The organism is Micromonospora sp. NPDC005163 (genome assembly GCF_053599835.1).
Genome location: NZ_JBSFYP010000005.1, coordinates 89346 through 110828, shown reverse-complemented (window position 1 = coordinate 110828; position 21483 = coordinate 89346). Strand labels below are relative to the sequence as shown.

Below are 21483 nucleotides of genomic sequence, written 5' to 3'. Positions count from 1 at the left end.
TAGGAGGGGCCCCTTGTACAACACTAGGCGTTAACAAGGGGCCCTTCCTTTCAACTCAGGGCAGGGTCCACTTCTGGTTCGCGGCGGCGGTGCAGGTCCAGAGGTGCACGGCGGTGCTGTCCGCCGAGTTGTTTCCCGAGACGTCGAGGCACTTGCCGGACTGGACGTTGCGGACCGTGCCGTCGGCCTGCGCGGCCCAGTTCTGCGCGCCGGTCCCGTTGCAGGTCCAGAGCTGGATCTTGGTGCCGTCGGCCGAACCCCCACCCGAGACGTCGAGGCACTTGCCCAACGCCCTGATCGTCGAGTTCGGCGTGACCGTCCAGGTCTGCGCCGCGCTGCCGTTGCAGGTGTAGATCTGGATCTGCGTGCCGTCGGCGGTGGCGGCGTTGCGCACGTCCAGGCACTTACCGGCCAGGCCCTTGATCGCGCCGCCTCCGCCGGAGGGGGTACCGGTGGTGAGGGTGAACGCGTCCACGTCGTAGAGCGCGCCGGTGCCCGACCCGGCGAAGGTCAGGTAGAGCGTCGTGGTGCCGGTCGGCGGGTTGGTGATCGCCCCCGTCACCGTCGTGAAGGTCTCCCAGCCTCCGGTGACCGGCACCGTGGCCCAACCGAGCACCGTGCCGGTGGCCGAGCCGGCCCGCACCTGGATTGTGCCGCCGGCACCGGCCGAGGAGACCCGGGCGCTGAACGACGTCACGTTGCCCAACCGGTACGGCTGGAACGCGATCCAGTCGCCGTTGTTGATGTCGCCGACGGTCTTGCCACCCTCGGCCGGGGTCTTGCTGAACACGTTGATCCCGGACGAGGTGCCGAAGAACTCGGCCTGCCGGTGCCGCGGGGGCAGCGTGTGCTGGGTGTGCGTGGTCAGCCCACCGGCGTCGGTGTACTCGGCGTCGAAGATGGCGAAGATGTTCGCCGCGTCGTCGTGCTCACCGTCGACCGGGATGGTGATCGATCCGGAGCAGCCGGTCTTCGAGGTGATCTGGTGACCGTGCTGGTCGTGCCCGAGGACGTAGGTCATCTTGACCTTCGTGCAGTCGATCGTGCCGTCCTCCGGGTCGGTCACGGTGATGCTGAACGGCACCGTGTCGCCGAAGCTGAACAGCTGCCCGTTGCCGGGGTTGTTGATGGTCACCGTGGGCGCGGTGTTGCCCACGTTGATCACCACGCTGGCGGTGCCGGTGGCGCCCTGCGGGTCCCGCACGGTCAGCGTCGCGGTGTAGGTGCCGTTGGCGGTATAGGTCTTGGACGGGTTGGCCGCCGTGGAGCTGGTGCCGTCACCGAAGTTCCACGAGTACGTCAGCGCGCCGCCCTCCGGGTCCGAGGAGCCGGCCGAGGAGAACGTCACCGCCAGCGGCGCCGCCCCGGAGGTCCGGTTGGCGCTGGCCGTGGCGTTGGGCGCCCGGTTGCCGCCGGCCACGTAGTCGAAGCGGTAGAGCGCGGAGTTGGCGTCACCGTTGAAGTAGCCGGTGCCGTAGTCGAGCACGTAGTACGCGCCGTCCGGGCCGAACGCCGAGTCCATCACCTGCTTGCCCACCCAGGGGAAACTGTCGATGGTGCCCCGGGAGCCGTCCGCGTTGACGTGGATCGGCTTGATCCAACCGCGGCCGAACTCGGTGGCGAAGAACTGCCCGTCGAACGACTGCGGGAACTTCGTCGTCGAGGTGGACGAGGCGTTGTAGCGGTAGACCGGGCCGCCCATCGGCGACTCGGAGCCGCCGCCGAACTCGGGCGGGGTGCCGGCGTCGCCCGCGTACCGGATCCAGGCCGGCTGGGCCGGCGGCAGGGTGGGCAGGCCGGTGTTGCGGAACGAGTTGTTGGTCGGCCCGCCGGTGCAGTTGTACTTCGCCCCGCCGGTGTTGGTGGCGAAGTCCCACTCGTTGTACGTCTCGGTGGAGGTGTTGGTGCCGGTGCAGTACGGCCAGCCGTAGTTGCCCGGCGCGGCGACCCGGTTGAACTCCACCTGGCCGGACGGGCCGCGGGTGGAGCTGGTGGAGCCGGCGTCCGGCCCGTAGTCACCGACGTAGACGACACCGGTGGCCTTGTCCACGCTGATCCGGAACGGGTTGCGGAACCCCATCGCGTAGATCTCCGGCCGGGTCCTGGCCGTGCCGGGCGCGAACAGGTTGCCCGACGGGATGGAGTACGTGCCGTTGGCGTTCACCTTGATCCGCAGGATCTTGCCGCGCAGGTCGTTGGTGTTGCCCGCGCTGCGCTGGGCGTCGTACGCCGGGTTGCGGTTGGTCCGCTCGTCCAGCGGCGCGTAGCCGGCGGACTCGAACGGGTTGGTGTCGTCGCCGGTGGACAGGTAGAGGTTGCCGGCGGCGTCGAAGTCGATGTCCCCACCGACGTGGCAGCACAGGCCGCGGTTGGCCGGGACGTCGAGCACGTCGACCTTGCTCGCCTGGTTGAGTGTGAAGTCGGAGTTGAGGGTGAACCGGGAGAGCCGGTTGACGCCGTTCCAGGCCGAGAAGTCGGTGCCGGTGGCCGGCGCGTCGCCGCCGGGGGTGGAGAGCGGCGGGGCGTAGTAGAGGAAGATCTGCCGGTTGCTGGCGAAGTTGGGGTCGACTCCGACGCCCTGCAGGCCCTCCTCGTCGTGGGTGTAGACCGGCAGGGTGCCGATCACCGAGGTGGTGCCGTTGGCGTCGGTGCGACGCAGCGTGCCGTTGCGGGCGGTGTGCAGGACCGAGCGGTCCGGCAGCACGGCCAGCGACATCGGTTCACCCATGTCGGCCACGCCGCGGGCCAGCTCGACCTGCTGAAAGTCCGTGGCGTTGATGGGGTGGGCCTGGGCGGGGGTCGGGCCACCGAGCGCGGCCGGGCCGACGCCGAGCGCCACCGTGCCGGCGGCGACCACCAGGAGCAGGGCCGATCCGGTGGAGAACCATCGTCGGGACCGGTGGATGGGTACGTCCTTGATGGACATGATGTGCTGTCCCTTCCTGACGAATGACTGCCAGGCCGGGCGCGCGCCGTCGCGCCGGATGCCGTAGCGGTGGTGGGGATGCCGATGGGTTACCGCGCCGCCGGTTCACCTCGACGAAACATTGTCGTGTTGGCCACGACACTAAATCGCGATGTGTCGATGTGTCTATACCTTCCGGTGGATCGGCGTGAACTTTCGTCGATACGATCGAAAGTCGGCAGGAAGCGCCATTCCCCAGACGCCGCGGGCGATGTCCGGGGAACGGTGTCCGGCGCGCGCCGGCGGGTCAGGCGCGGCGGTCGATCGCCTGCGCGGCCAGCGCGACCAGCGCGGAACGGGCCTCCTCGGCCACCGCCGCGCTCTCCAACGCGGCCAGCGCGGCCTCGGTCCGGACCCGGATCATCTGCTCGATGCGCTCTCGGGCGCCGGTCGCCTCGATGATCCCGCGCAGCTCCGCCGCGCCGTCGGCGTCCAACGCCGGATTGCCGAACAACTCCCGCAGCCGGGCGGTCTGCGGCCGATCAGCGGCGCTACGGGCCAGCGCCATCATCACCGTCGGCTTGCCCTCCCGCAGGTCGTCGAGGACCGACTTGCCGGTGACCGCCGGATCGCCGAAGACGCCCAGCACGTCGTCGCGGAGCTGGAACGCGTCGCCCAGCGGGTCACCGAACTCGCCGAGCGCGGCGAGCAGCTCCGGCCCCGCGCCGGCGAGCGCCGCGCCGATCTGCAGCGGCCGGGTCACCGTGTACCGGGCGGCCTTCATCCGGATCACGGTGAGCGCGCTGGCCACCGAGCCGTCGCCCACCCCGGACACCAGGTCCAGGTATTCCCCCGCGATCACCTCGGTCCGCATCAACGCGAACACCCCGTACCCCCGGTGCACCTGCTCGGTGCTCAGGCCGCACTCGTGGAACATTTGGTCCGACCAGGCCGCGCAGAGGTCCCCACAGAGCAGCGCCGTGTTGCGCCCGTACGCCTCGGGGTCACCGCGCCAGGACGAGCGGGCGTGCAGGTCGGCGAAGAGCCGGTGCACCGACGGCTCGCCCCGGCGACGGTCGCTGCCGTCCAGGATGTCGTCGTGGATCAACGCGAACGCGTGGAACAGCTCGAGTGCCGCGGCGGCCACCACGATCGGGGTGCCATCGGGCGCCCCGGCGCCGCGCCAACCCCAATAGCAGAAGAGCGGGCGTAGCCGCTTTCCGCCAGCCAGCACGAACCGGTGCAACGCGGTGAACACGCCGCGTGGCGCGCCGTCCGGCCAGTCCGGGCCCTGCCGGTCGAGGAACCCGGCCAGCTCCGCGTCGAAGCGCGCCCGCAGCCCGCTCGCGTCGGTGGGGGCGACCGTGACGGTCATGGCCCCTCCCCCGGCCCGTCCGCGTCGGCGCCACCGCCGCGGGTCAGCCCGGCCAGCTCCAGCAGCAGCTCCTTGACCTCGGTGGCGGCGATCCGCTCCCGGGCCGCGGCCGGGTCGGAGCAGAGCAGCACCGGCGCGTCCGCCGGGTCGGTCGGCAACCGGCCGTGCGAGCCGCGTACCGCCCGGGCTCCGGCGTCCAGGCCGACCGCGCTCATCAGGTAGCGCATGCCCAGCTTCTTGCGGGCCAGCGCGACGCCCGCCCGACGCTTCGCCGCCCCCGGCGCGGCCGGGTCGAAGAACAGCTCGGCCGGGTCGTACCCCGGCTTCCGATGAATCTCCACCAGCCGGGCGAAGTCCGGCGCGCGGGCGTCGTCCAGCCAGTAGTAATAGGTGAACCAGGCGTCTGGCTCGGCCACCAGCACCAGCTCACCGGCGCGTGGATGATCCAGCCCGTGCGCGGCCTTGCCCTCGGCGTCGAGCACCTCGGCGACCCCGGGCAGCCCGGCGCAGAGCTTCGCCACCGTAGGGACGTCGGCCGGGTCCCGTACGTAGACGTGCGCGACCTGGTGGTCGGCGACCGCGAACGCCCGGGACGTCCACGGGTCGAGGTACTCCATGCCCGCCTGGGTGTGCACCCGCAGCAGCCCCTCGGCGCGCAGCAGCCGGTTGACGTCCACCGGTCGGGACACGTCGGTGATGCCGTACTCGGAGAGCACCACGACGGTCGCGTCGCTGGCCCGGGCGGCGTCCAGGAGCGGCCCGAGCACCGTGTCCAGCTCCGCCGCCGCGGCCGCCGCCTGCGGGGAGGACGGGCCGTGCCGTTGCAGGTCGTAGTCCAGGTGCGGGACGTAGACCAGGGTCAGGTCGGGCGACACGTCGGCCAGGATCTGCTCGGCCGCCCGGCAGATCCACCGCGACGAGGGCAGCCCGGCTGTCGGCCCCCAGTAGGTGAACAGCGGGAAGGTGCCCAGCCGACCGGTGAGCGCGTCGTGCAGTTCCGGCGGGTCGGTGTAGCAGTCCGGTTCCTTGCGCCCGTCGGCGTAATACACGGGCCGCGGGGTGACCGTCCAGTCGACGTCGGCGCCCATCGCGTACCACCAGCAGACGTTGGCGACGGTGTAGCCGGGCTCGGCCCGCCGGGCCGCCTGCCAGAGCTTCTCCCCGCCGACCAGCGCGTTGTGCTGCCGCCACAGCAGCACCTCACCCAGCTCCCGGAAATACCACCCGTTGCCGACGATCCCGTGCCCGCTCGGCGGCTCGCCGGTGAGGAAGGTGGACTGCACCGAGCAGGTCACCGCGGGCAGCACGGTGCCCAGCTCGGCCCGGAAGCCGCCGTCGGCGATCCCCCGCAGCCGGGGCATGTGCGCGAGCAGTCGCGGGGTCAACCCGACCACGTCGAGCACCACCAGTCGCCGGCTCATCGCGGCACCCCCGCCCTGGCCCTGGTCAGCTCCGGGGTCAGGCCCAGGCCGACCAGCTCGTCGCGGGCGAAGGCCAGCTCGGCGGCGATGCCGGCGGCCAGCTCCGCGTCGGTGCCGGGCCGCCGCGCGGCCGGCAGCACCCCCCAGGTGTACGTCTCCACGTCGAGATGGTCACAGCCGGCCGCCGGGCCGGCGTAGAGCGCGGCGAGCGCGGCGCGCAACACCGGCAGGGTGGAGCCGAGCGGTTCCTCGGGTGGCGCGTGCAGGGGCACGTGGTAGTGCACCCGCCACGGGCCGGGCAGCGCCGCGTCGAGCGCCGCGTCCAGGTCGTCGGCCGCGTACGCCGGGTCGGCCGGGTCGGCTCCGCCCGCGCAGCCCGCCCCCCGGGTCTGGTGCAGGAAGCGCGGCTCCACCCAGCGGCGCAGCGCGTCGGCGCCGCCGGCCGGGTCGGCCGCCTCGACTGCGGCGGAGACCTGCACCTTGACCACCGGCAGGCCGGCCGTCCGCAGCCGGTCCAGTGCCGCGGCCGGCTCCTCCCAGGCGCAGGCGAGGTGGGCCAGGTCGAGGCAGACGCCCAACCGTTCGGTGTCCATCCCGGACAGCAGCGCGGCGGCCTGACCGGTGCTCTCCACCACGCAGCCCGGCTCGGGTTCGAAGCCGACCCGCACCTGGCGGCCGGTCTCGCTCTGCACTGCGGCCAGGCCGGCGGCGAGCTGGTCGAGGCGGCGCCGCGCGGCGTCGGCCCGCTCGTCGTCCCAGGGTTGCCGCCAGGCAAGCGGCAGGGTGGAGATCGAGCCCCGGGCGGCGTCGTCGGGCAGCAGGTCGGCGAGCACCCGGGCCAGGTCCAGGGTGTACGTCAGGCGCTGCTCGGTGGTCCAGTCCGGCCGGTAGACGTCGTGCTTGACCACCGGCGCCTGGAAGGCCGCGTACGGGAAGCCGTTGAGGGTGACCACCTCCAGCCCACGCGCGTCCAGCTCGGCGCGCAGCCGGCGGCGCAGCGCCGGATCGGCGGCCAGCTCGGCGGCGACCGGGGCGGCCAGCCACAGGCCGAGGCCGAGCAGGTCGCCGCCGAGCGCCGCGCGGACCGGCACGGCGTAGGTGTCCAGTTGGGCGAGGATGCCGGCGAGGTCCTCGGCGGGGTGCACGTTGGTGCAGTAGCCGAGGTGCACGGTGTCGCCGCCGGCGTGCCGCAGCCGCATCAGCTGCCGCCGCGCAGGATCGAGTTGCCGGTCCCCGGGTCCACGGCCGCGAGTTCCAGGTCGGTCAGGTCGAGCCGGCCGGACTGCCCGTAGAACTGCACCGGGTTGCGCCACAGCACCTGGTCGACGTCGTCGTCGGTGAACCCGGCCAGCAGCATCGCCTCGCCGGTGGCCCGGGTCAGCAGCGGGTCCGAGCGCCCCCAGTCGGCGGCCGAGTTGACCAGCATTCGTTCCGTGCCGTACTCCCGCAGCAGCTCCACCATCCGCGGCGGAGACATCTTGGTGTCCGGATAGATGGAGAAGCCCAGCCAGCAGCCGGTGTCCCGGACCAGTTTGACGGTCACCTCGTTCAGGTGGTCGATCACCACCCGGCCCGGCTCGATGCCGGACTCGGTGACCACGGCGAGGGTCCGCTCGACGCCGCGGGCCTTGTCCCGGTGCGGGGTGTGCACCAGCGCCGGCAGGTCGTACGCCACGGCCAGCGCGAGCTGCGCGGCGAACGCGTCGTCCTCCTCCGGGGTCATCGAGTCGTACCCGATCTCGCCGACCGCGACCACCGCGTCCTTGTCCAGGTAGCGCGGCAGCAGGTCGAGCACCGGCCGGCAGCGCGGGTCGTTCGCCTCCTTGGGGTTCAGCGCCACGGTGGCGTGGTGCCGCACCCCGAACTGCCCGGCGCGGAACGGCTCCCAGCCGATCAGGGAGTCGAAGTAGTCGGCGAACGAGGCGGCGCTGGTGCGGGGTTGGCCCAGCCAGAACGCCGGCTCCACCACGGCCCGGACGCCGGCGGCGGCCATCCGTTCGTAGTCGTCCGTGGTGCGTGAGGTCATGTGGATGTGCGGGTCGAAGATGCGCATCACGCCTCCGTGGGGGTGGGACTGTCGACGGTGCCGGTCCCTCCGCTGTGCGCGGTGAGCCGGTCGAGCAGGTCGGTGGCGTCGGCGGGCATCTCCCGGCCGGCGGCGTGCCGCTCGGCGGCCAGCGCGGCCAGCATCGCGGCCAGCTCACCGTCGGCGCGGGCGTCCAGGTCGGCCACGACGGCCAGCGGCACGCCGGTGAACACGCACTTGAGGACCGCCTGCCGCCAGGCCGCCGGGTCGAGGTGCCGCGCGTACGGGCCGAGCGCGGCGGCGACGAGCCGGGTGTCGTTGGTCCGGATGGCGTCGTGCAGCAGCGGCACCCCGGCGGCCCCGATCGGCAGCAGCGGCAGGGCGCGCAGCACCGCCCGCCGCTCGGCCGCGTCGCCGTTCCGGTAGAGCGTGTCGGCGAGCTGGGCGTGGTCAGCGGGCGCGGCGGTGAGCAACAGCACCCGGGCCGCGTCGTCGGCCGTCCAGCCGGGTGCGTCGGGCAGTGCGGCTCGGCCGCAGCGCCGGCCGGTGGCCGGGAAGAGCCGGCTGATCGCGCCGGGCTCGGCCGCGACCCGGCGCAGCGCCGTCTCCAGCCAGTCGGGATCGGGTACGCCCCGCAGTGCGGCCTGTAGTGAATCCGGTGTCATCCCGTCTCCTCCCTCGTGCTGCTCCGCAGGCACCCCAGGCGCGCCCCTTGCTCTGCTTCACTCCACGCGACGGCCACTGTCCGGATATCGGACGGCCGCTGGTGCGTCCGTTGAAGCAGAGCGAAGGGCGCCCGTGGGCACCTCGTCCTCGCTGCGCCGGCCGGTCGCCGTCACGATCGCGGTGGTGCTCCGGGCCGCCGCCGTCGTGGCGGCGGCGCGCAGGAACTCGATCGACCGGGCGGCCACGGCGGGCGCGGCGTGCGAGTCCCGGGGCAGCTCGACGGCGACCAACCCGCGGTAGCCGGCCTGCGCCAGGGCCGTCAGCACCGGCGGGAAGTCGATCTCGCCGCCGCCGAACTCCAGGTGCTCGTGCACGCCTCGGCGCATGTCGTCGATCTGCACGTTGACCAGGTGCGCGGCCACCTCGGCAACGCACTGCGGCACCGGCCACGGCTCCAGGCAGCGGCAGTGCCCGATGTCGAGGGTGATGCCGAAGCGGCCCGGCTCACCGAGTGCCGCGCGCAACCGACGCCAGCCGGCGATGTCCTCGACCAGCATCCCCGGCTCCGGTTCGAAGCCGAGGGTGACACCGGCGGCGTCGGCGGCGTCGACCACGGTGGCGCAGCCGGCCACCAGCCGGTCCCAGGCGGTCTGCGCCGGCACCGCGTCGGGCCGGACGCCGGCCCAGAAGGAGACCGCCTCCGCGCCCAGGTCGGCGCCGATCCGGACGGCCCGGCGCAGGAACTCGACCCGCCGGGTCGGGTCGTCGTGCAGCAGCGTCGGTGCGTGCTTGTGCCACGGGTCGAGCAGGTAGCGGGCTCCGGTCTCGATCACCACCGCGAGGCCCAGCGCGTTCAGCCGCCGGCCCACCGCCGCGACCCGGCGGGTGAGACCGGGCGCGAACGGGTCAAGGTGGTCGTGGTCGAGCGTCAGCGCCACCCCGACGTAGCCGAGGTCGGCGAGGACGGCCAGCGCGTCGTCGAGCCGGTGGTTGGCGAAGCCGTTGGTGCCGTACCCGAGGCGCAGCGTCCGAGCGTCGGCGGCCGGCGGCGCGGTGCGCGGCTGGGGGGCGGTCATGTCGGGGAGACCTTCCGGGCCAGCCGCCGGCCCAGCGGTGCCGCCGCGGCGACGGCCAGCCCGAGCAGGCTGGCACCGCCGCGCGCGGTGAGCGCTCCCTGCAGGGCGGGCAGTCCGGTGATCCCGGCGCCGACCGCGGCGCGTACCCGCCCGGCCGACGGGTCCCGGACCACCTGGGCCTGGGCCGCGCCGTAGCGGGCGGCGTACCAGCCGGACAGTATCGCGGGCAGCGCGGCGACGAGCCCGACCGACCGGGCCCGGCCGGCGGGTGCGGCGGCGCTGGCGGCGACCAGGGCGGTGCCGGCCAGCGTACGCAGTGGCAGCGCGGCGTCGGCCCCGGTGACCTCGCGGCGGGACAGCGCGGTGACCGTCCAGGTGTGCGCGGCGACGGTCGCCGCCGCCGGCAGCGCCCGGGTCAGCCGACCGCCGGACGCGCCGAGCAGCACGTCCAGCCCTCGACAGGCGGCCATCACGGCGGGCCCGGCGGCGGTGTTCTTGGCCAGCAGGTCGTACCCCCAGATGCTGGCCGCCAGCGGCACGGCGAGCGCGGCGGCGCGGCGACCGCCCACGGCGGCGGCCAGGCCCAGGCCGGCGGCGGTGAGGCCGGCCGCGAGACCGACCGCGGCGGCCGGGGCGACGCGACCGCTGGGGATGGGTCGCTCGGGCCGCTCGACGGCGTCCAACCGCCGATCGGCCCAGTCGTTGGCGGCCATGCCGGCCCAGTAGAGCAGCACCGAGGCGCCGGCCAGGGCGGGGGTACGTCGGTCCAGCGTGCCAGCCGCCGCCGCGCCGGCGACCACGTCGCCGGGGACCGAGAGCGCCGCCGGCGCCCGGACCAGCTCGGCGAGGTCAGCCAGCGTGGTCATGGGCACCGTCCCGGCCGGCGTGCAACTGGCGGGTGAAGTCGACCAGCCGGGTCCACTGCTCGGCCAGCGAGTGGGTCGGTGTGCCGAGCGGATCCTTGAAGAAGAAGCCCAGCTCGGCCAGCGGCCCGACGCGCCCGGCGGCGTGCGCGGCGGCGGTGAGCCGGGCCAGGTCGAGCACCAGCGGCGCGGCCAGCGCCGAGTCGCAGCCGTGCCAGGTGAACTCCATGCGCATCCCGGTGCCGAGGAAGCCGGCGAAGGTGATCAGATCCCAGGCGGTCTTGAAGTCGCCCAGGTCCTCGACGTACTCGATCCGCGTGCCGCCCTGGGGCAGGTAACCCAGCGTCTCGCCGAGCACCCGCTGCTTGCTCTGCACCTTGGCCGCGTTGGCGGCCGGGTCGGCGAGGGTGGCGCCGTCGCCGCCGCCGAGCAGGTTGACCCCGGACCAGGAGCGCACGGCCAGGTTCCGCATCGCGAACATCGGCGCGAGCACCGACTTGACCAGGGTCTCCCCGGTCTTGCCGTCGTGCCCCGCGTACGGCAGCCGGACCTGCTCGGCCAGCGCGGTCAGCGCCGGCAGCCGCAGCCCGGTGGACGGGGTGAAGTCGACGTACGGGCAGCCGGCCAGCAGCGCCGCGTACGCGTACAGGGAGCTGGACGGCAGCACCTCGTCGGGGCCGGTGAGGGCGACGCGCAGCGCCTCCGGATCGGCGTGCCCGGGATGCGGTGCGGGAGCCGGTTCGGTGGCCGAGACGTTGACGACCACCACCCGGTCCAGTGCGTGCCGCTCACGGAAGGCGGTGAGGTCGCGCACCACGGCGGCGGCCCGGTCGGCCTGGGTGGCGCCGACCGGCGCGGGGCGCAGCTCCCGCTCGACGGTGGCCAGCTCGTCCGGGAGCGCGGCGACCAGCCGTCCGGGGACGACACCGCTGTCGGCCAGCGCCTCGGCCCGCTTGCACAGTGGGGTGGTGGCGAGGTCGTGCCCGCCGAAGACCAGATCGGCGAAGGACGGCAGGGCGGGGCCGCGCAGCTCCGGCAGCTCGGTGACGCAGCCGGTCGGCCCGGCCAGGCCGGCTCGCAGCGCGAGCCCTCCGACGATGCTGGTGGTCGCGACGGAACCGCGCGCACCCACCAACCAGACACCCGTACGCATGGTGCTCCTTCCCGTTCAGGAGGAACCCTCGGTGTAGCTAAATATAGGAATATCAGAATATTTCTCGAAAAGATACGCCCTGGGTGAATGGGCCCCGCCCGCCCGCCCCGCACCGGGATGGCACCGGATCCCGACATCGGCGTCGGCGGCGACGACGCCGGGCCGGCTTCCGGCACGGGTGCGGGCAGACGGGGCTGGTAGGCAGGGTCGGTCGGCGTCTCGACCCTGCCTCCCCCGCATCCGGCCGACCGGGGCGTCGGCGTGCCCCGACCGGACGTCTCAGGCCGCCGTGCCCACCGGATCGTCGACCGGTGTACGGCCCGCCGGACGTCGGCGAGCGGAAGCGGTACGGGTGGGGGCAGCGGCGGGCGGTGCCATCAGGTCCTCCGGATCGCCGGGGGTGGTGGCGGTCCTCCGGTGCGGCCGGGGAATCCCGGTCCGGACGCACCGGACGACCGTCCTGCTCGTGCGCCACCGGGCCGTACGGCCCGGCTGCACGCCCTCCGGTGCCGACCTCGTCCCGGCCGCGGGGCGCAAACCGCGGCCGGTCCCTCGCCGGTCGACTCCGGAAAGCCGGTCGGGCGATGGCGGCGCGAACACCACCATCGCGGATGGTCAGAGGTCAGACGGCCACCGCGGCCAGCGCCGGTTGCACCTCGGTCCACGAGGAGCCGATCTCCGCCGAACGGGTCACCGCGTCCAGCACGAGCTGGACCTGCAACGCGTCGGCGAAGGAGGGAGCCGGGTCGACGCCGGTGGCGACCGCCTCGATGAAGTCGCGCATCTGGTGGGTGAAGGAGTGCTCGTAGCCGATGATGTGGCCGGGCGGCCACCACGCCGACATGTACGGGTGCTCCCCCTCGGTCACCAGGATGCGGCTGAAACCCTGTTCCACGCTGGGCCGGGTGGCGTCGTAGAACTCCAGCTCGTTGAGGCGTTCCAGGTCGAAGACCACGGTGCCCAGCGAGCCGTTGATCTCGACACGCAGGGCGTTCTTGCGGCCGGTGGCGAACCGGCTCGCCTCGTACGTGGCCAACGCGCCACCGTCGAGCCGGGCCACGAAGACCGCGGCGTCGTCGACGGTGACCGCACCGGTGGCCGAGGCGTTGCCGTCGGCCGACCCGCCGCCGTCCACCGAGGCCGCCAACCCGCTGGACCCGGCCGGCAACGGCCGCTCCTTGACGAAGGTCTCGGTGACCGCGCTGACACCGGTGATCCGTTGGCCGGTGACGAACTGGGTCAGATCAATGATGTGCGCGCCGATGTCGCCGAGCGCCCCGGAGCCCGCCCTGTCCTTCTGCAACCGCCACACCAGCGGGAACTGCGGGTCCACGATCCAGTCCTGCAGGTACGTCGCTCGGACGTGTCGAATCACCCCGAGTCGTCCGTCGGCGACGAGCTGGCGCATCATCGTGACCGCGGGAACCCGGCGGTAGTTGAACCCGCACATCGACCGCACCCCGGCTGCCCGGGCGGTGTCCGCCGCGGCGGCCATCGCCCGCGCCTCGGCCACCGTGTTGGCCAACGGCTTCTCGCACAGCACGTGCTTGCCGGCGGCCAACGCGGCGAGGGCGATCTCAGCGTGGCTGTCACCCGGGGTGCAGACGTCGACCACGTCGATGTCGTCCCGGCTGATCAGGTCACGCCAGTCCGTGGTGTACGCGTCCCAACCGAGCCGGTCGGCGGCGTCCGCCACCTTCCCGGTGTCCCGGCCGCAGATCAGCGCCATCCGGGCCCGCGCCGGCAGGTCGTACACGCGGTTCACGGTGCGCCACGCCTGCGAGTGCGCGGCGCCCATGAACGCGTAGCCGACCATGCCGACCCGCAGTTCTCTGTCTGTCGTGGACAAGGTGGGTCTCCCCCCGTGTGTCAGAACCCGAGCTTCTCGTAGCTGCTCGCGTTCTCCTTGGTGATCGTCTCCGAGGCGAGGGTCACTTCCTTGGGCACCTGCAGCTCGGTGAAGTCGCCCAGGCCCCGGCCCTGCGCGATGAGCCGGGCGAGCGAGATCGCCGACGAGGCCATCGACGGGTTGTAGGTGACCGTCGCCTTGAGCACGCTGTTGTCGGCCTTGATCGCGTCGATCGCAAGCTTCGAGCCCGCGCCGCCGACCATGAAGAACTCGGAGCGGTTGGCCTGCTTGATGGCGGCAAGGACACCGATGCCCTGGTCGTCGTCGTGGTTCCAGATCGCGTCGATCTTGGGCAGCGCCTGGAGCAGCTGAGCCGCCTCGCGCTGGCCGCTGTCCGAGGTGAACTCGGCCGAACGGCGGTTGTTCACCTTGAAGCCGTAGGTGGCCAGGGCCGCCGTGAAGCCCGCGCTGCGCTCGACGGTCAGCGGGATCTCCAGACCGGCGATCTCACCGATGACCGGGTTGGTGACGCCCTTGTCCTTGAGCTGCTTGCCGATGAAGTGCCCGGCGGACACGCCCATGCCGTAGTTGTCGCCCTTGATGACCAGCCGCGACGCCAGCGCGTCGGGGAAGACCCGGTCGAGGTTGACGATCGGGATGCCCGCCTGCATCGCCTGGAGAGCGACCGCGTTGACCTCCTTGCCGTCGTGCGGCAGCACGACGATGATGTCCGGCTTCTGTGCGATCAGCGTGCCGAGCGTGGAGCGCTGCGCCTCCGACGTCGTCCCGCCGTCGACCTCCTTGAGCTCGACGTCGGAGTACGCGGCGGCCTGCGCCTTGGCGTTGGCGTGGATCGCGCCCATCCAGCCGTGGTCGGCGGCCGGGGCGGAGAAGCCGATGACGACCTTCTTGCCCGGGGCGTTGTTGCCGGCGCCGTCACCGGCGGCCTTGGTCTGCGTGCTCGCCGCCGGGGTCTCGTTACTGGTGCAGGCGGTGAGCAGGGTGGCGGCGCCGACGGCGGCCCCACCGAAAAGCAACCGACGGCGCGACAGGTCGCGACTGTGCTGGGTCATGCCGACCTCCTGGGAACGGGAATGGAGTTGTTGAGGGTGTGCGAGGTCCGGCCACTGTCGAATATCTCGACGTCGCCAGGAACAACGTGCGGTGCGTCAGGTTGTGGTGGTGAGCCTGTTCCGCGCGAGGAGCCGAGTGAAGGACTTGAACTGGAACTGCTGGACCAGGACGGCGGCGACGATGATGCCGCCCTTGACCATGTTCTGCGCCTCGATGGAGAGGCCGTTGATGGCGAAGAGGTTGGTGATCGTGGCGAAGATGATCACGCCGAGCAGTGAGCCGACGATAGTGCCCCGGCCACCGCTGAGCAGCGTCCCGCCGATGATCGCGGCGGCGATCGCGTCCAGCTCGTAGAGGTTGGCCATCGCCGCCTGGGCCGAGGTGGCCTGGGAGGTGAGCATGATGGCCGCGATGCCGCAGCAGAGGCCGGAGAGCGCGTAGAGCAGCATGGTGTGCCGGCGGACGTTGATACCGGCCAACCGCGCGGCCTCCGGGTTACCGCCGACCGCGATGGTCCGCCGACCGAAGGTCGTCCGGTTGAGCAGGATCCACCCGGCCACCACCACCGCGCCGAGGATGTAGACCAGGATCGGAATCCCGATCACCTTGCGCGCCGCGATGTCGTTGATGAAGGTGCTGCTGGACACCTGGGTCTGCTTGTTGGAGATCGATGCCGCGAGCCCGCGAGCGGCCACCAGCATCGCGAGCGTCGCGATGAACGGCACCAGCCGCCCGTACGAGATGAGCACGCCGTTGACCAGACCCACGCAGATGCCGACCACGATGGCGGTGAAGATCATGCCGCCGGCGCCGTAGCTCTGGGTGGCCACCGTCGTGCACCAGACGCCGGCCAGCGCGACGATCGCTCCGACCGACAGGTCGATCCCGCCGCCGATGATCACGAAGGTCATGCCGACCGTGACCACGCCGACGACGGAGGCCAGCTGAAGGATGGCCAGGATGTTGTTCCAGACCCAGGTCGGGTCGTCGTAGAGGTCGGGCTTGGTGATCGCGCCGACCAGGATGAGCGCGGCCAGCACCCCGATCAGACCGAGGTTGCGCTTGACGCCGTCGCCGTTTTCACCCCGCCACCAGGAGAGCCGGCCCCTGGATGCCGTCGTGTCGCCGGCCGCCGCCGTCTCCGCCGGGTCCACCGGCGGAGACTGCGCAGGAAGCTGCGGGCGCTCCGGTGTCGCGGTGGGAGTGGGAGTCGCGTCGCTCATGCCGGTGCGCCTTCCATCAGGGACCCCGCCATCACGAGGTCGAGCACGGTGTTCTCGTCGAGTTCGCCGGCCGGGGCCTCGCGGACGACCCGACCCTCCCGCATCACCAGCACCCGGTCGGCGAGGCCGAGCACCTCGGGCACCTCGCTGGAGACCAGCAGCACCCCGACGCCCTGCGCGGCCAACGCCCGGATGACCTGGTAGAGCTCAGCCCGGGCGCCCACGTCCACGCCCCGGGTGGGCTCGTCGAGCAGCAGCAGCCTGGTGCCGCCGAGCAGCCAGCGCCCGACCACCACCTTCTGCTGGTTGCCGCCGGAGAGGGTGCGCACCGGCCGGCCGACGTCCCGGGGCCGCAGCTCCAGGCTCTCGGCGATCCGGTCGGCCTCGGCCCGCTCCTTGGCGGCGTCGGTGAAGCCGAGCCGCGCGTACCGGCCGAAGGTGGCCAGCGTGACGTTGCGGTAGATCGGTTCACCGAGCAGCAGCGCCTGGCTCTTTCGCTCCTCGGGGGCCATCCCCATGCCGGCCCGCACCGCCGCGCCGACACTGCCCGGACGCAGCACCCGCCCGGCCATCCGGACCGTGCCGGCCTCCGCGGCGCGGGCGCCGTAGATGGTCTCCAGCAGCTCGGAGCGGCCGGAGCCGACCAGGCCGGCGATGCCGACGATCTCCCCGGCGCGGACGTCGAGTGAGACGTCGGCGAACTCGCCGGGACGGGTCAGCCCCTCCACCTGGAGCAGCTCGGCGCCGACCGTGTCGTCGGTCGGCCGGTCCGGGAAGACGTACTCGATGGTCCGGCCGGTCATCCGGCTGACCAGGTCACGGGTCGGGGTGTCGCGTGCCGGCAGGTTCGCCGCCGTGGTCCGGCCGTCCTTGAGTACGGTGACCCGGTCGCCGATCTCGCGGATCTCCTCCAGGCGGTGGGAGATGTAGATGACCGCGATGCCCTGTGCGGTCAGCTCGCGGATGATCCGGAACAGGTTGCCGACCTCGTCGTGGGCCAGCACCGCGCTCGGCTCGTCCATGATGATCAGTCGGGCCTCGTGCGACAGCGCCCGCGCCATGCTGACGATCTGCTTGCCGGCGGCCGGCAGCGCCCGGACCATCCGCCCGGGCGGAATCTCGCCGTGGCCGAGCCGGCCGAGGATCTGCCGGGTGTGCCGGGCCATCCGGCCGCGCCGGACGAACCCGAAGCTGCGGTGCTCGTGGCCGAGGAAGGCGTTCTCCGCCACCGAGAGATCCTCGACCAGGTCGAGTTCCTGGTAGATGGTCGCGATGCCAGCGCGCATGGCGGCCTGCGGATTGGCGAAGGTGACCTGCTCGCCGCGCCACTCGACCTCGCCGGAGTCCGGCTGGTGCACGCCGGACAGCACCTTGATCAGGGTGGACTTGCCGGCGCCGTTCTGCCCGAGCAGGCAGTGCACCTCGCCCGCGCGTACCTCCAGCTGCACGCCGTCCAAGGCGCGTACGCCGGGGAAGGTCTTGACCACGTCGGTCAGGCGCAGGACGACCTCACCGGCGACGGTGTCGGCGGGGGCTTCGATCAACGGCGCGTCGGTGCCGGTGTCCGTCGGCTCGGTGGCGACGTTCTCCTCGGACTGGGCCACGGTCTCCTCCTCGCTCACGACGGTTCTCCGGCTTGCGACTGCGGGCTCATGTGGCCTCCGCGAACGCGACGTCGCTGGCGAGCACCGCCGCGCCGGCGACGCCGGCCCGACCGCCGAGCTCGGACAGCACGACCGGCAGGTTTCCGGTGGCCAGCGGCAGCGATCGGCGGTAGACGACGCTGCGGATCTCGGCGAGCAGGATGTGCCCGAGCTGGGCCAGCCCGCCGCCGATCACGATCATCGACGGGTTGGTGAAGCTGACCAGGCCGGCGAGCACCCCACCGACCCGCCGTCCGCCGTCACGAATCAGCTGGATGCAGGTCACGTCCCCCTCGACGGCGCCCTCGGCGACGTCGAGAGCGGTCACCACGCCGCGCATGGCCATCCGCTCGGCCAGCGCCGGCGACACCCCGCTGCGGGCGGCGGCGGTGGCGTCCTTGGCCAGCGCGGCGCCGCTGAACAACGCCTCCAGGCAGCCGACGTTGCCGCAGGAGCACATCGGGCCGTGCGCGTCGACCTGGATGTGGCCGATGTCCCCGGCGCAGCCGTCGGTGCCCCGGTAGACCTCGCCGGTGAGGTAGATCCCGCACCCTATTCCGGTGCCGATCTTCACGAAGAGGAAGTCGTCCACCGAGTGGGCCACCCCGCCGTGTCGCTCACCGATCGCCATGATGTTGACGTCGTTGTCGACCACCGCAGGGCAGCCGTGCTCCCGGCTGAGCAGCTCGCGCACCGGGAACCGGTCCCAGCCGGGCATGATCGGCGGCGAGACCGGGACGCCGTCGCGGAAGCTGACCGGGCCGGGCACACCGATGCCCACCGCGTCCAGCCGCTCGTACGCGCCGTCGACCTTGGCCTTCTGCAGCAGCTCGTTGACCCGTTGCAGGGTCACCTTCGGTCCGTTGCGGATGTCGGCGGCTTCGGCGTAGTGCGCCACCGGTTCGAGGCGGCCGTTGACCACCTCGACGTCCATCGAGCTGGCGCCCAGGTCGACGGCCGCGAACCGCAGCTTCGGGTTCAGCTCGACCAGCGTGGAGCGACGTCCGCCCCGGGAGGCGGCCAGCCCGGCCTCAGCGACGTAGCCCAACGCGACCAGTCGATCCAGCTCGGCCAACAGCCGCGGGCGGGGCATCTGGAGCCGGTCGGCCAGCTCGGCCCGGGACACGGCCCCCTCGTCGCGGAGCAACCGCAACAGGCGGACGTGCAGGGGGTCGACGGTCCGCACCCGGACTCACCTCTTCATTGGACTCGTTCACATCGGCGCAATGCCGATGTGTCGTGTCCGACACAGTAGGAGCGTTCCGTGCCGCCTGTCCAGAGCTTCAGCCGTTCTGATCCCAACTTTTGTCCATGCGAACAAAAGCTACTAGTCGATCAAGAAAAGGGTCGCTCCGCGCCCGGGTCCGCTCGCCCAATGTGCCGTCGCCGGACACGCCACCGCCCCGCCACCTGACACCCAGGTGGCGGGGCGGTCGGCGGGAGTGGTCAGCGACGGCCCGCGGCGTTCCGCTTCTTCCTCAGCTTGCGGTCGTCGCGCAGCTCGACGTACGGCTCCTCGTCGGCCGAGTGGCCCGCCGAGATGGCCCGGCTGCGCTCCAGCTCCGCGTCGAACTCGGCGCCCAGCAGGATCGCGATGTTGCTCAGCCAGAGCCACACCAGGAAGATGATCACCCCGGCCAGCGTCCCGTACGTCTTGTCGTACGAGCCGAAGTTGCTCACGTAGAAGGCGAACAGGCCGGAGATCACCAGCCAGATCACCACGGCAAGCACGCCACCCGGGCTGACCCAGCGGAAGCCGCCGTGCCGCGCGTTCGGCGAGGCCCAGTACAGGATCGCGAACATCAGGCTGACCAGGATCAGCAGCACCGGCCACTTGGCGACGTTCCACACCGTGACCGCCGTCGAACCCACCCCGATCGCGTTTCCGACCAGTTCGGCCAGGCGCCCGGTGAAGACCACGATCACCGCGCAGGCCAGCAGCAGCACGCCGATCACCGCGGTCACGCCGACCCGGATCGGCAGCGTCTTCCAGATCGGCCGTCCCTCCGGCACGTCGTAGATGGTGTTCGAGGCGCGCATGAACGCGGCAACGTACCCGGACGCGGACCAGAACGCGGCCAGCAGACCGATGATCGCGGCGATGCTCGCCAGCCCGCCGTTGTCACCCGCCTGGGTGATCGCGTCCGTGATGATCTGCTGAATGTTTCCCTCGGGCACCGCCTGCTTGACGGTGTCCTCGACACCCTGGGTGGCGGCCGGGCCGAGCAGGCCGAGGATGGAGATCAGCACCAGCAGCCCGGGGAAGATGGACAGCACCCCGTAGTAGGTCAGCGCGGCCGCCCAGTCCGTCAGACTGTCGTCCTGGAACTCAGTGACCGTGCGGCGCAGCGCCGCCTTCCAGCCGCTGCCGGGCAGGTCGGTGGGGCTGTCCGGCCCCTCGTCCGGGCCGACCGGCCCACGGGCCGGGTCACGGTCAGGCCCACTGCCAACGGAAGACTGGTCGGAGGCCATCGCCCCTCCTCATCGTCGTGGTGTCGCCTCCGACATGCCCCGAGGAGGGCGGCGCGTAACCCCTACCGGTAGAGCAACCTGCCCATCCGGCGGGAAGCGACCAACAGGCCGAGCGCCATCATCGCCAGCAGGTAGAGCACGTCGAGCAGCCAGAGCCAGCCGCCGGTGCCCAGCGCGACGCCGCGGATCAGGTGCACCGACCGGTAGAGCGGCGTGACCTCGATCAACCAGTGCAGCAGGGCCGGGTAGGCCTGGGCCGGCACGAACGTGCCGGAGAAGAGGAAGAGGGTGAACTGGGCGGAGCCCATCAGGTCGAAATCCTGCCAGCTGCGCATGAAGGTGGACAGCGCCATGCCGAGCGCACCGAAGGCGAACCCGACCAGCACGGCCGCCGGAAGCGCGGTCAGCGCCCGGGCGACGCTGGTCAGGCCCAGCGCGACCATCACACCGAGGAACGCCGCCGAGTAGGCGCTGCCCCGCAGCATCGCCCAGCCCAACTCGCCGAGGGCGATCTCGAACGGCCGTACCGGGGTGGCGATCACCCCGTCGTACAGCTTCATGTATTTCATCTTGCCGAAGAAGTTGAAAGTGGTCTCCGCGAGCGCCCCGGTCATCGCCGAGGAGGCGAGCATCGCCGGGGCCACGAACTCGGCGTACGAGACCAGCCGCCCGTCGGGCAGCGGCAGGTCGCCGACCAGCGTGCCGACGCCCACCCCGATCGAGAGCAGGTAGAGCAGCGGCTCCACGAAGCCGGAGAGCAGCAGCAGCCAGTAGACCGACTTCAGCGCCGCGACGTTGCGCTCGACCACCGACGCCGACCGCCGGGACGCGGCGGAGACGTCGACCAGCCGAGGCAGGGTCAGCGTGACCACGACAACTCCCTAGACGATGAGCTTGCGACGGAACGCGCGCAGCGCCAACAGCCAGCCGGCGAGTGACCAGGCCGCCAGGTAGAGCAGGTGCCCGGCGATCGACCACTGTGGGGCGACGCCGAGCGTGGCCGCACGGCAGAGGTCGACGGCGTGCCACAGCGGTGTCCCGTACGCCAGCCAGCGCAGCGCCTCGGGCAGCGACTCGACCGGGAAGAACACCCCGGCGAACAGCGTCATCGGGATGACCGCGAACCGGAACAGCATCGCCAGCCAACTGTCGCTGGTCACCGAGGCGGCGTACGCGAAGGTCGGTGCGGCCACGGCAAGCCCGAGCAGCGCCACCACCGGCAGGGTGGCCACCGCCCACGGTGAGCGCAACGCCCCGAACAGCCCGGTGACCAACAGGAACGCCGCGATCGTGGTGAGCACCCGGAACATCACGAAGGCCAGGTGCCCGGCCAGGACGTCGGCCACCCGCAGCGGCGCCGCGCTCTGGGCGAAGTACGTCTTGATCCACCGGAAGTTGCTGAACACCGGCCACGTCGAGTCGCCGACGGTCACCTGGAGGGCGGTCGAGGCGATCAGCCCGGGGACCAGCCAGTCGAGGTAGCGCACCCCGCCGACGCCCTGGTCGATGTAGGCGCCGACGCCCAGCCCGAAGCCGAGCACGGTCAGCACCGGCAGCAGGAACGAGGAGAACACCCCGGCCCGCCAGGTGCGCCGGTAACCCACCAGGAAGTAGTCGAACACGGCGAGCGCCGGCACCCGTGGCAGCGCGGGCCGAGCCCGCTCCCGCGCCGAACCCGCCACGCTCACCACGACCACCCCCGCCACACCGACCTTCCTACCCCGGGGGTACGACAGG

The 21483-nt window shown here is 72.2% G+C and carries 17 protein-coding genes; all 17 read right to left on the bottom strand.

The features are described from left to right. Positions 1 to 55 precede the first annotated feature (55 nt). On the bottom strand, positions 56 to 2926 hold the full coding sequence (locus tag ACWD6N_RS06490) for a PQQ-dependent sugar dehydrogenase (protein WP_354965530.1): 2871 nt from the start codon (positions 2924 to 2926) through the stop codon (positions 56 to 58). A 286-nt stretch (positions 2927 to 3212) separates the two neighbouring features. Further along, positions 3213 to 4280, bottom strand: a complete 1068-nt coding sequence (locus ACWD6N_RS06485; protein WP_354965531.1) for a polyprenyl synthetase family protein — start codon at positions 4278 to 4280, stop codon at positions 3213 to 3215. Then, on the bottom strand, positions 4277 to 5701 hold the full coding sequence (locus ACWD6N_RS06480; protein ID WP_354965532.1) for an alkaline phosphatase family protein: 1425 nt from the start codon (positions 5699 to 5701) through the stop codon (positions 4277 to 4279). Before ACWD6N_RS06480 ends, ACWD6N_RS06485 begins: the two co-directional genes overlap by 4 nt. After that, entirely contained in the window at positions 5698 to 6900 is a 1203-nt protein-coding gene (gene eboE, locus ACWD6N_RS06475; protein ID WP_354965533.1) for a metabolite traffic protein EboE, read from the bottom strand. Before eboE ends, ACWD6N_RS06480 begins: the two co-directional genes overlap by 4 nt. Next, positions 6900 to 7754, bottom strand: coding sequence for a TatD family hydrolase (locus ACWD6N_RS06470; protein WP_354965534.1), 855 nt, complete (start codon positions 7752 to 7754; stop codon positions 6900 to 6902). Before ACWD6N_RS06470 ends, eboE begins: the two co-directional genes overlap by 1 nt. Next, positions 7754 to 8392, bottom strand: coding sequence for an EboA domain-containing protein (locus ACWD6N_RS06465; RefSeq protein WP_354965535.1), 639 nt, complete (start codon positions 8390 to 8392; stop codon positions 7754 to 7756). The genes ACWD6N_RS06470 and ACWD6N_RS06465 overlap by 1 nt, the downstream gene beginning before the upstream one ends. 57 nt (positions 8393 to 8449) lie before the next feature. Further along, positions 8450 to 9469 carry a sugar phosphate isomerase/epimerase family protein gene (locus tag ACWD6N_RS06460; RefSeq protein ID WP_354965536.1) on the bottom strand — a complete coding sequence of 340 codons (1020 nt, stop codon included), beginning with the start codon at positions 9467 to 9469 and terminating at the stop codon, positions 8450 to 8452. Then, a complete protein-coding gene (locus ACWD6N_RS06455; protein ID WP_354965537.1) occupies positions 9466 to 10335 on the bottom strand; it encodes an SCO3242 family prenyltransferase in 870 nt (289 codons plus the stop codon). The genes ACWD6N_RS06460 and ACWD6N_RS06455 overlap by 4 nt, the downstream gene beginning before the upstream one ends. Further along, positions 10319 to 11485 (bottom strand): inositol-3-phosphate synthase, encoded by a 1167-nt coding sequence (locus ACWD6N_RS06450; protein WP_354965538.1) that lies wholly within the window; start codon positions 11483 to 11485, stop codon positions 10319 to 10321. The genes ACWD6N_RS06455 and ACWD6N_RS06450 overlap by 17 nt, the downstream gene beginning before the upstream one ends. A gap of 622 nt (positions 11486 to 12107) precedes the next feature. Next, complete coding sequence (locus ACWD6N_RS06445) at positions 12108 to 13301, bottom strand: Gfo/Idh/MocA family protein (protein ID WP_387323973.1); 1194 nt, start codon at positions 13299 to 13301, stop codon at positions 12108 to 12110. A 53-nt stretch (positions 13302 to 13354) separates the two neighbouring features. After that, on the bottom strand, positions 13355 to 14407 hold the full coding sequence (locus ACWD6N_RS06440; RefSeq protein WP_354965540.1) for a substrate-binding domain-containing protein: 1053 nt from the start codon (positions 14405 to 14407) through the stop codon (positions 13355 to 13357). 96 nt (positions 14408 to 14503) lie between these two features. Then, positions 14504 to 15631, bottom strand: a complete 1128-nt coding sequence (locus ACWD6N_RS06435) for an ABC transporter permease (protein ID WP_354965541.1) — start codon at positions 15629 to 15631, stop codon at positions 14504 to 14506. Further along, a complete protein-coding gene (locus ACWD6N_RS06430) occupies positions 15628 to 17175 on the bottom strand; it encodes a sugar ABC transporter ATP-binding protein (protein WP_354965650.1) in 1548 nt (515 codons plus the stop codon). Before ACWD6N_RS06430 ends, ACWD6N_RS06435 begins: the two co-directional genes overlap by 4 nt. 106 nt (positions 17176 to 17281) lie before the next feature. Further along, positions 17282 to 18460, bottom strand: coding sequence for an ROK family transcriptional regulator (locus ACWD6N_RS06425; RefSeq protein ID WP_354965542.1), 1179 nt, complete (start codon positions 18458 to 18460; stop codon positions 17282 to 17284). Positions 18461 to 18720: 260 nt separating this feature from the next. Further along, positions 18721 to 19746, bottom strand: coding sequence for a YihY/virulence factor BrkB family protein (locus ACWD6N_RS06420; RefSeq protein ID WP_354965543.1), 1026 nt, complete (start codon positions 19744 to 19746; stop codon positions 18721 to 18723). 62 nt (positions 19747 to 19808) lie between these two features. Next, positions 19809 to 20618: an ABC transporter permease gene (locus ACWD6N_RS06415; protein ID WP_354965544.1), complete on the bottom strand. Its 810-nt coding sequence runs from the start codon at positions 20616 to 20618 to the stop codon at positions 19809 to 19811. Between the two features lie 9 nt (positions 20619 to 20627). Beyond that, positions 20628 to 21428, bottom strand: coding sequence for an ABC transporter permease (locus ACWD6N_RS06410; protein WP_354965651.1), 801 nt, complete (start codon positions 21426 to 21428; stop codon positions 20628 to 20630). Positions 21429 to 21483: the final 55 nt, after the last annotated feature.

Excerpts from the sequence above, each read along its gene's own strand:
- ACWD6N_RS06490 (WP_354965530.1), bottom strand. The coding sequence starts at position 2,926 with ATGTCCATCAAGGACGTACCCATCCACCGGTCCCGACGATGGTTCTCC.
- ACWD6N_RS06485 (WP_354965531.1), bottom strand. The coding sequence starts at position 4,280 with ATGACCGTCACGGTCGCCCCCACCGACGCGAGCGGGCTGCGGGCGCGC.
- ACWD6N_RS06480 (WP_354965532.1), bottom strand. The coding sequence starts at position 5,701 with ATGAGCCGGCGACTGGTGGTGCTCGACGTGGTCGGGTTGACCCCGCGA.
- eboE (WP_354965533.1), bottom strand. The coding sequence starts at position 6,900 with ATGCGGCTGCGGCACGCCGGCGGCGACACCGTGCACCTCGGCTACTGC.
- ACWD6N_RS06470 (WP_354965534.1), bottom strand. The coding sequence starts at position 7,754 with ATGCGCATCTTCGACCCGCACATCCACATGACCTCACGCACCACGGAC.
- ACWD6N_RS06465 (WP_354965535.1), bottom strand. The coding sequence starts at position 8,392 with ATGACACCGGATTCACTACAGGCCGCACTGCGGGGCGTACCCGATCCC.
- ACWD6N_RS06460 (WP_354965536.1), bottom strand. The coding sequence starts at position 9,469 with ATGACCGCCCCCCAGCCGCGCACCGCGCCGCCGGCCGCCGACGCTCGG.
- ACWD6N_RS06455 (WP_354965537.1), bottom strand. The coding sequence starts at position 10,335 with ATGACCACGCTGGCTGACCTCGCCGAGCTGGTCCGGGCGCCGGCGGCG.
- ACWD6N_RS06450 (WP_354965538.1), bottom strand. The coding sequence starts at position 11,485 with ATGCGTACGGGTGTCTGGTTGGTGGGTGCGCGCGGTTCCGTCGCGACC.
- ACWD6N_RS06445 (WP_387323973.1), bottom strand. The coding sequence starts at position 13,301 with ATGGTCGGCTACGCGTTCATGGGCGCCGCGCACTCGCAGGCGTGGCGC.
- ACWD6N_RS06440 (WP_354965540.1), bottom strand. The coding sequence starts at position 14,407 with ATGACCCAGCACAGTCGCGACCTGTCGCGCCGTCGGTTGCTTTTCGGT.
- ACWD6N_RS06435 (WP_354965541.1), bottom strand. The coding sequence starts at position 15,631 with ATGAGCGACGCGACTCCCACTCCCACCGCGACACCGGAGCGCCCGCAG.
- ACWD6N_RS06420 (WP_354965543.1), bottom strand. The coding sequence starts at position 19,746 with ATGGCCTCCGACCAGTCTTCCGTTGGCAGTGGGCCTGACCGTGACCCG.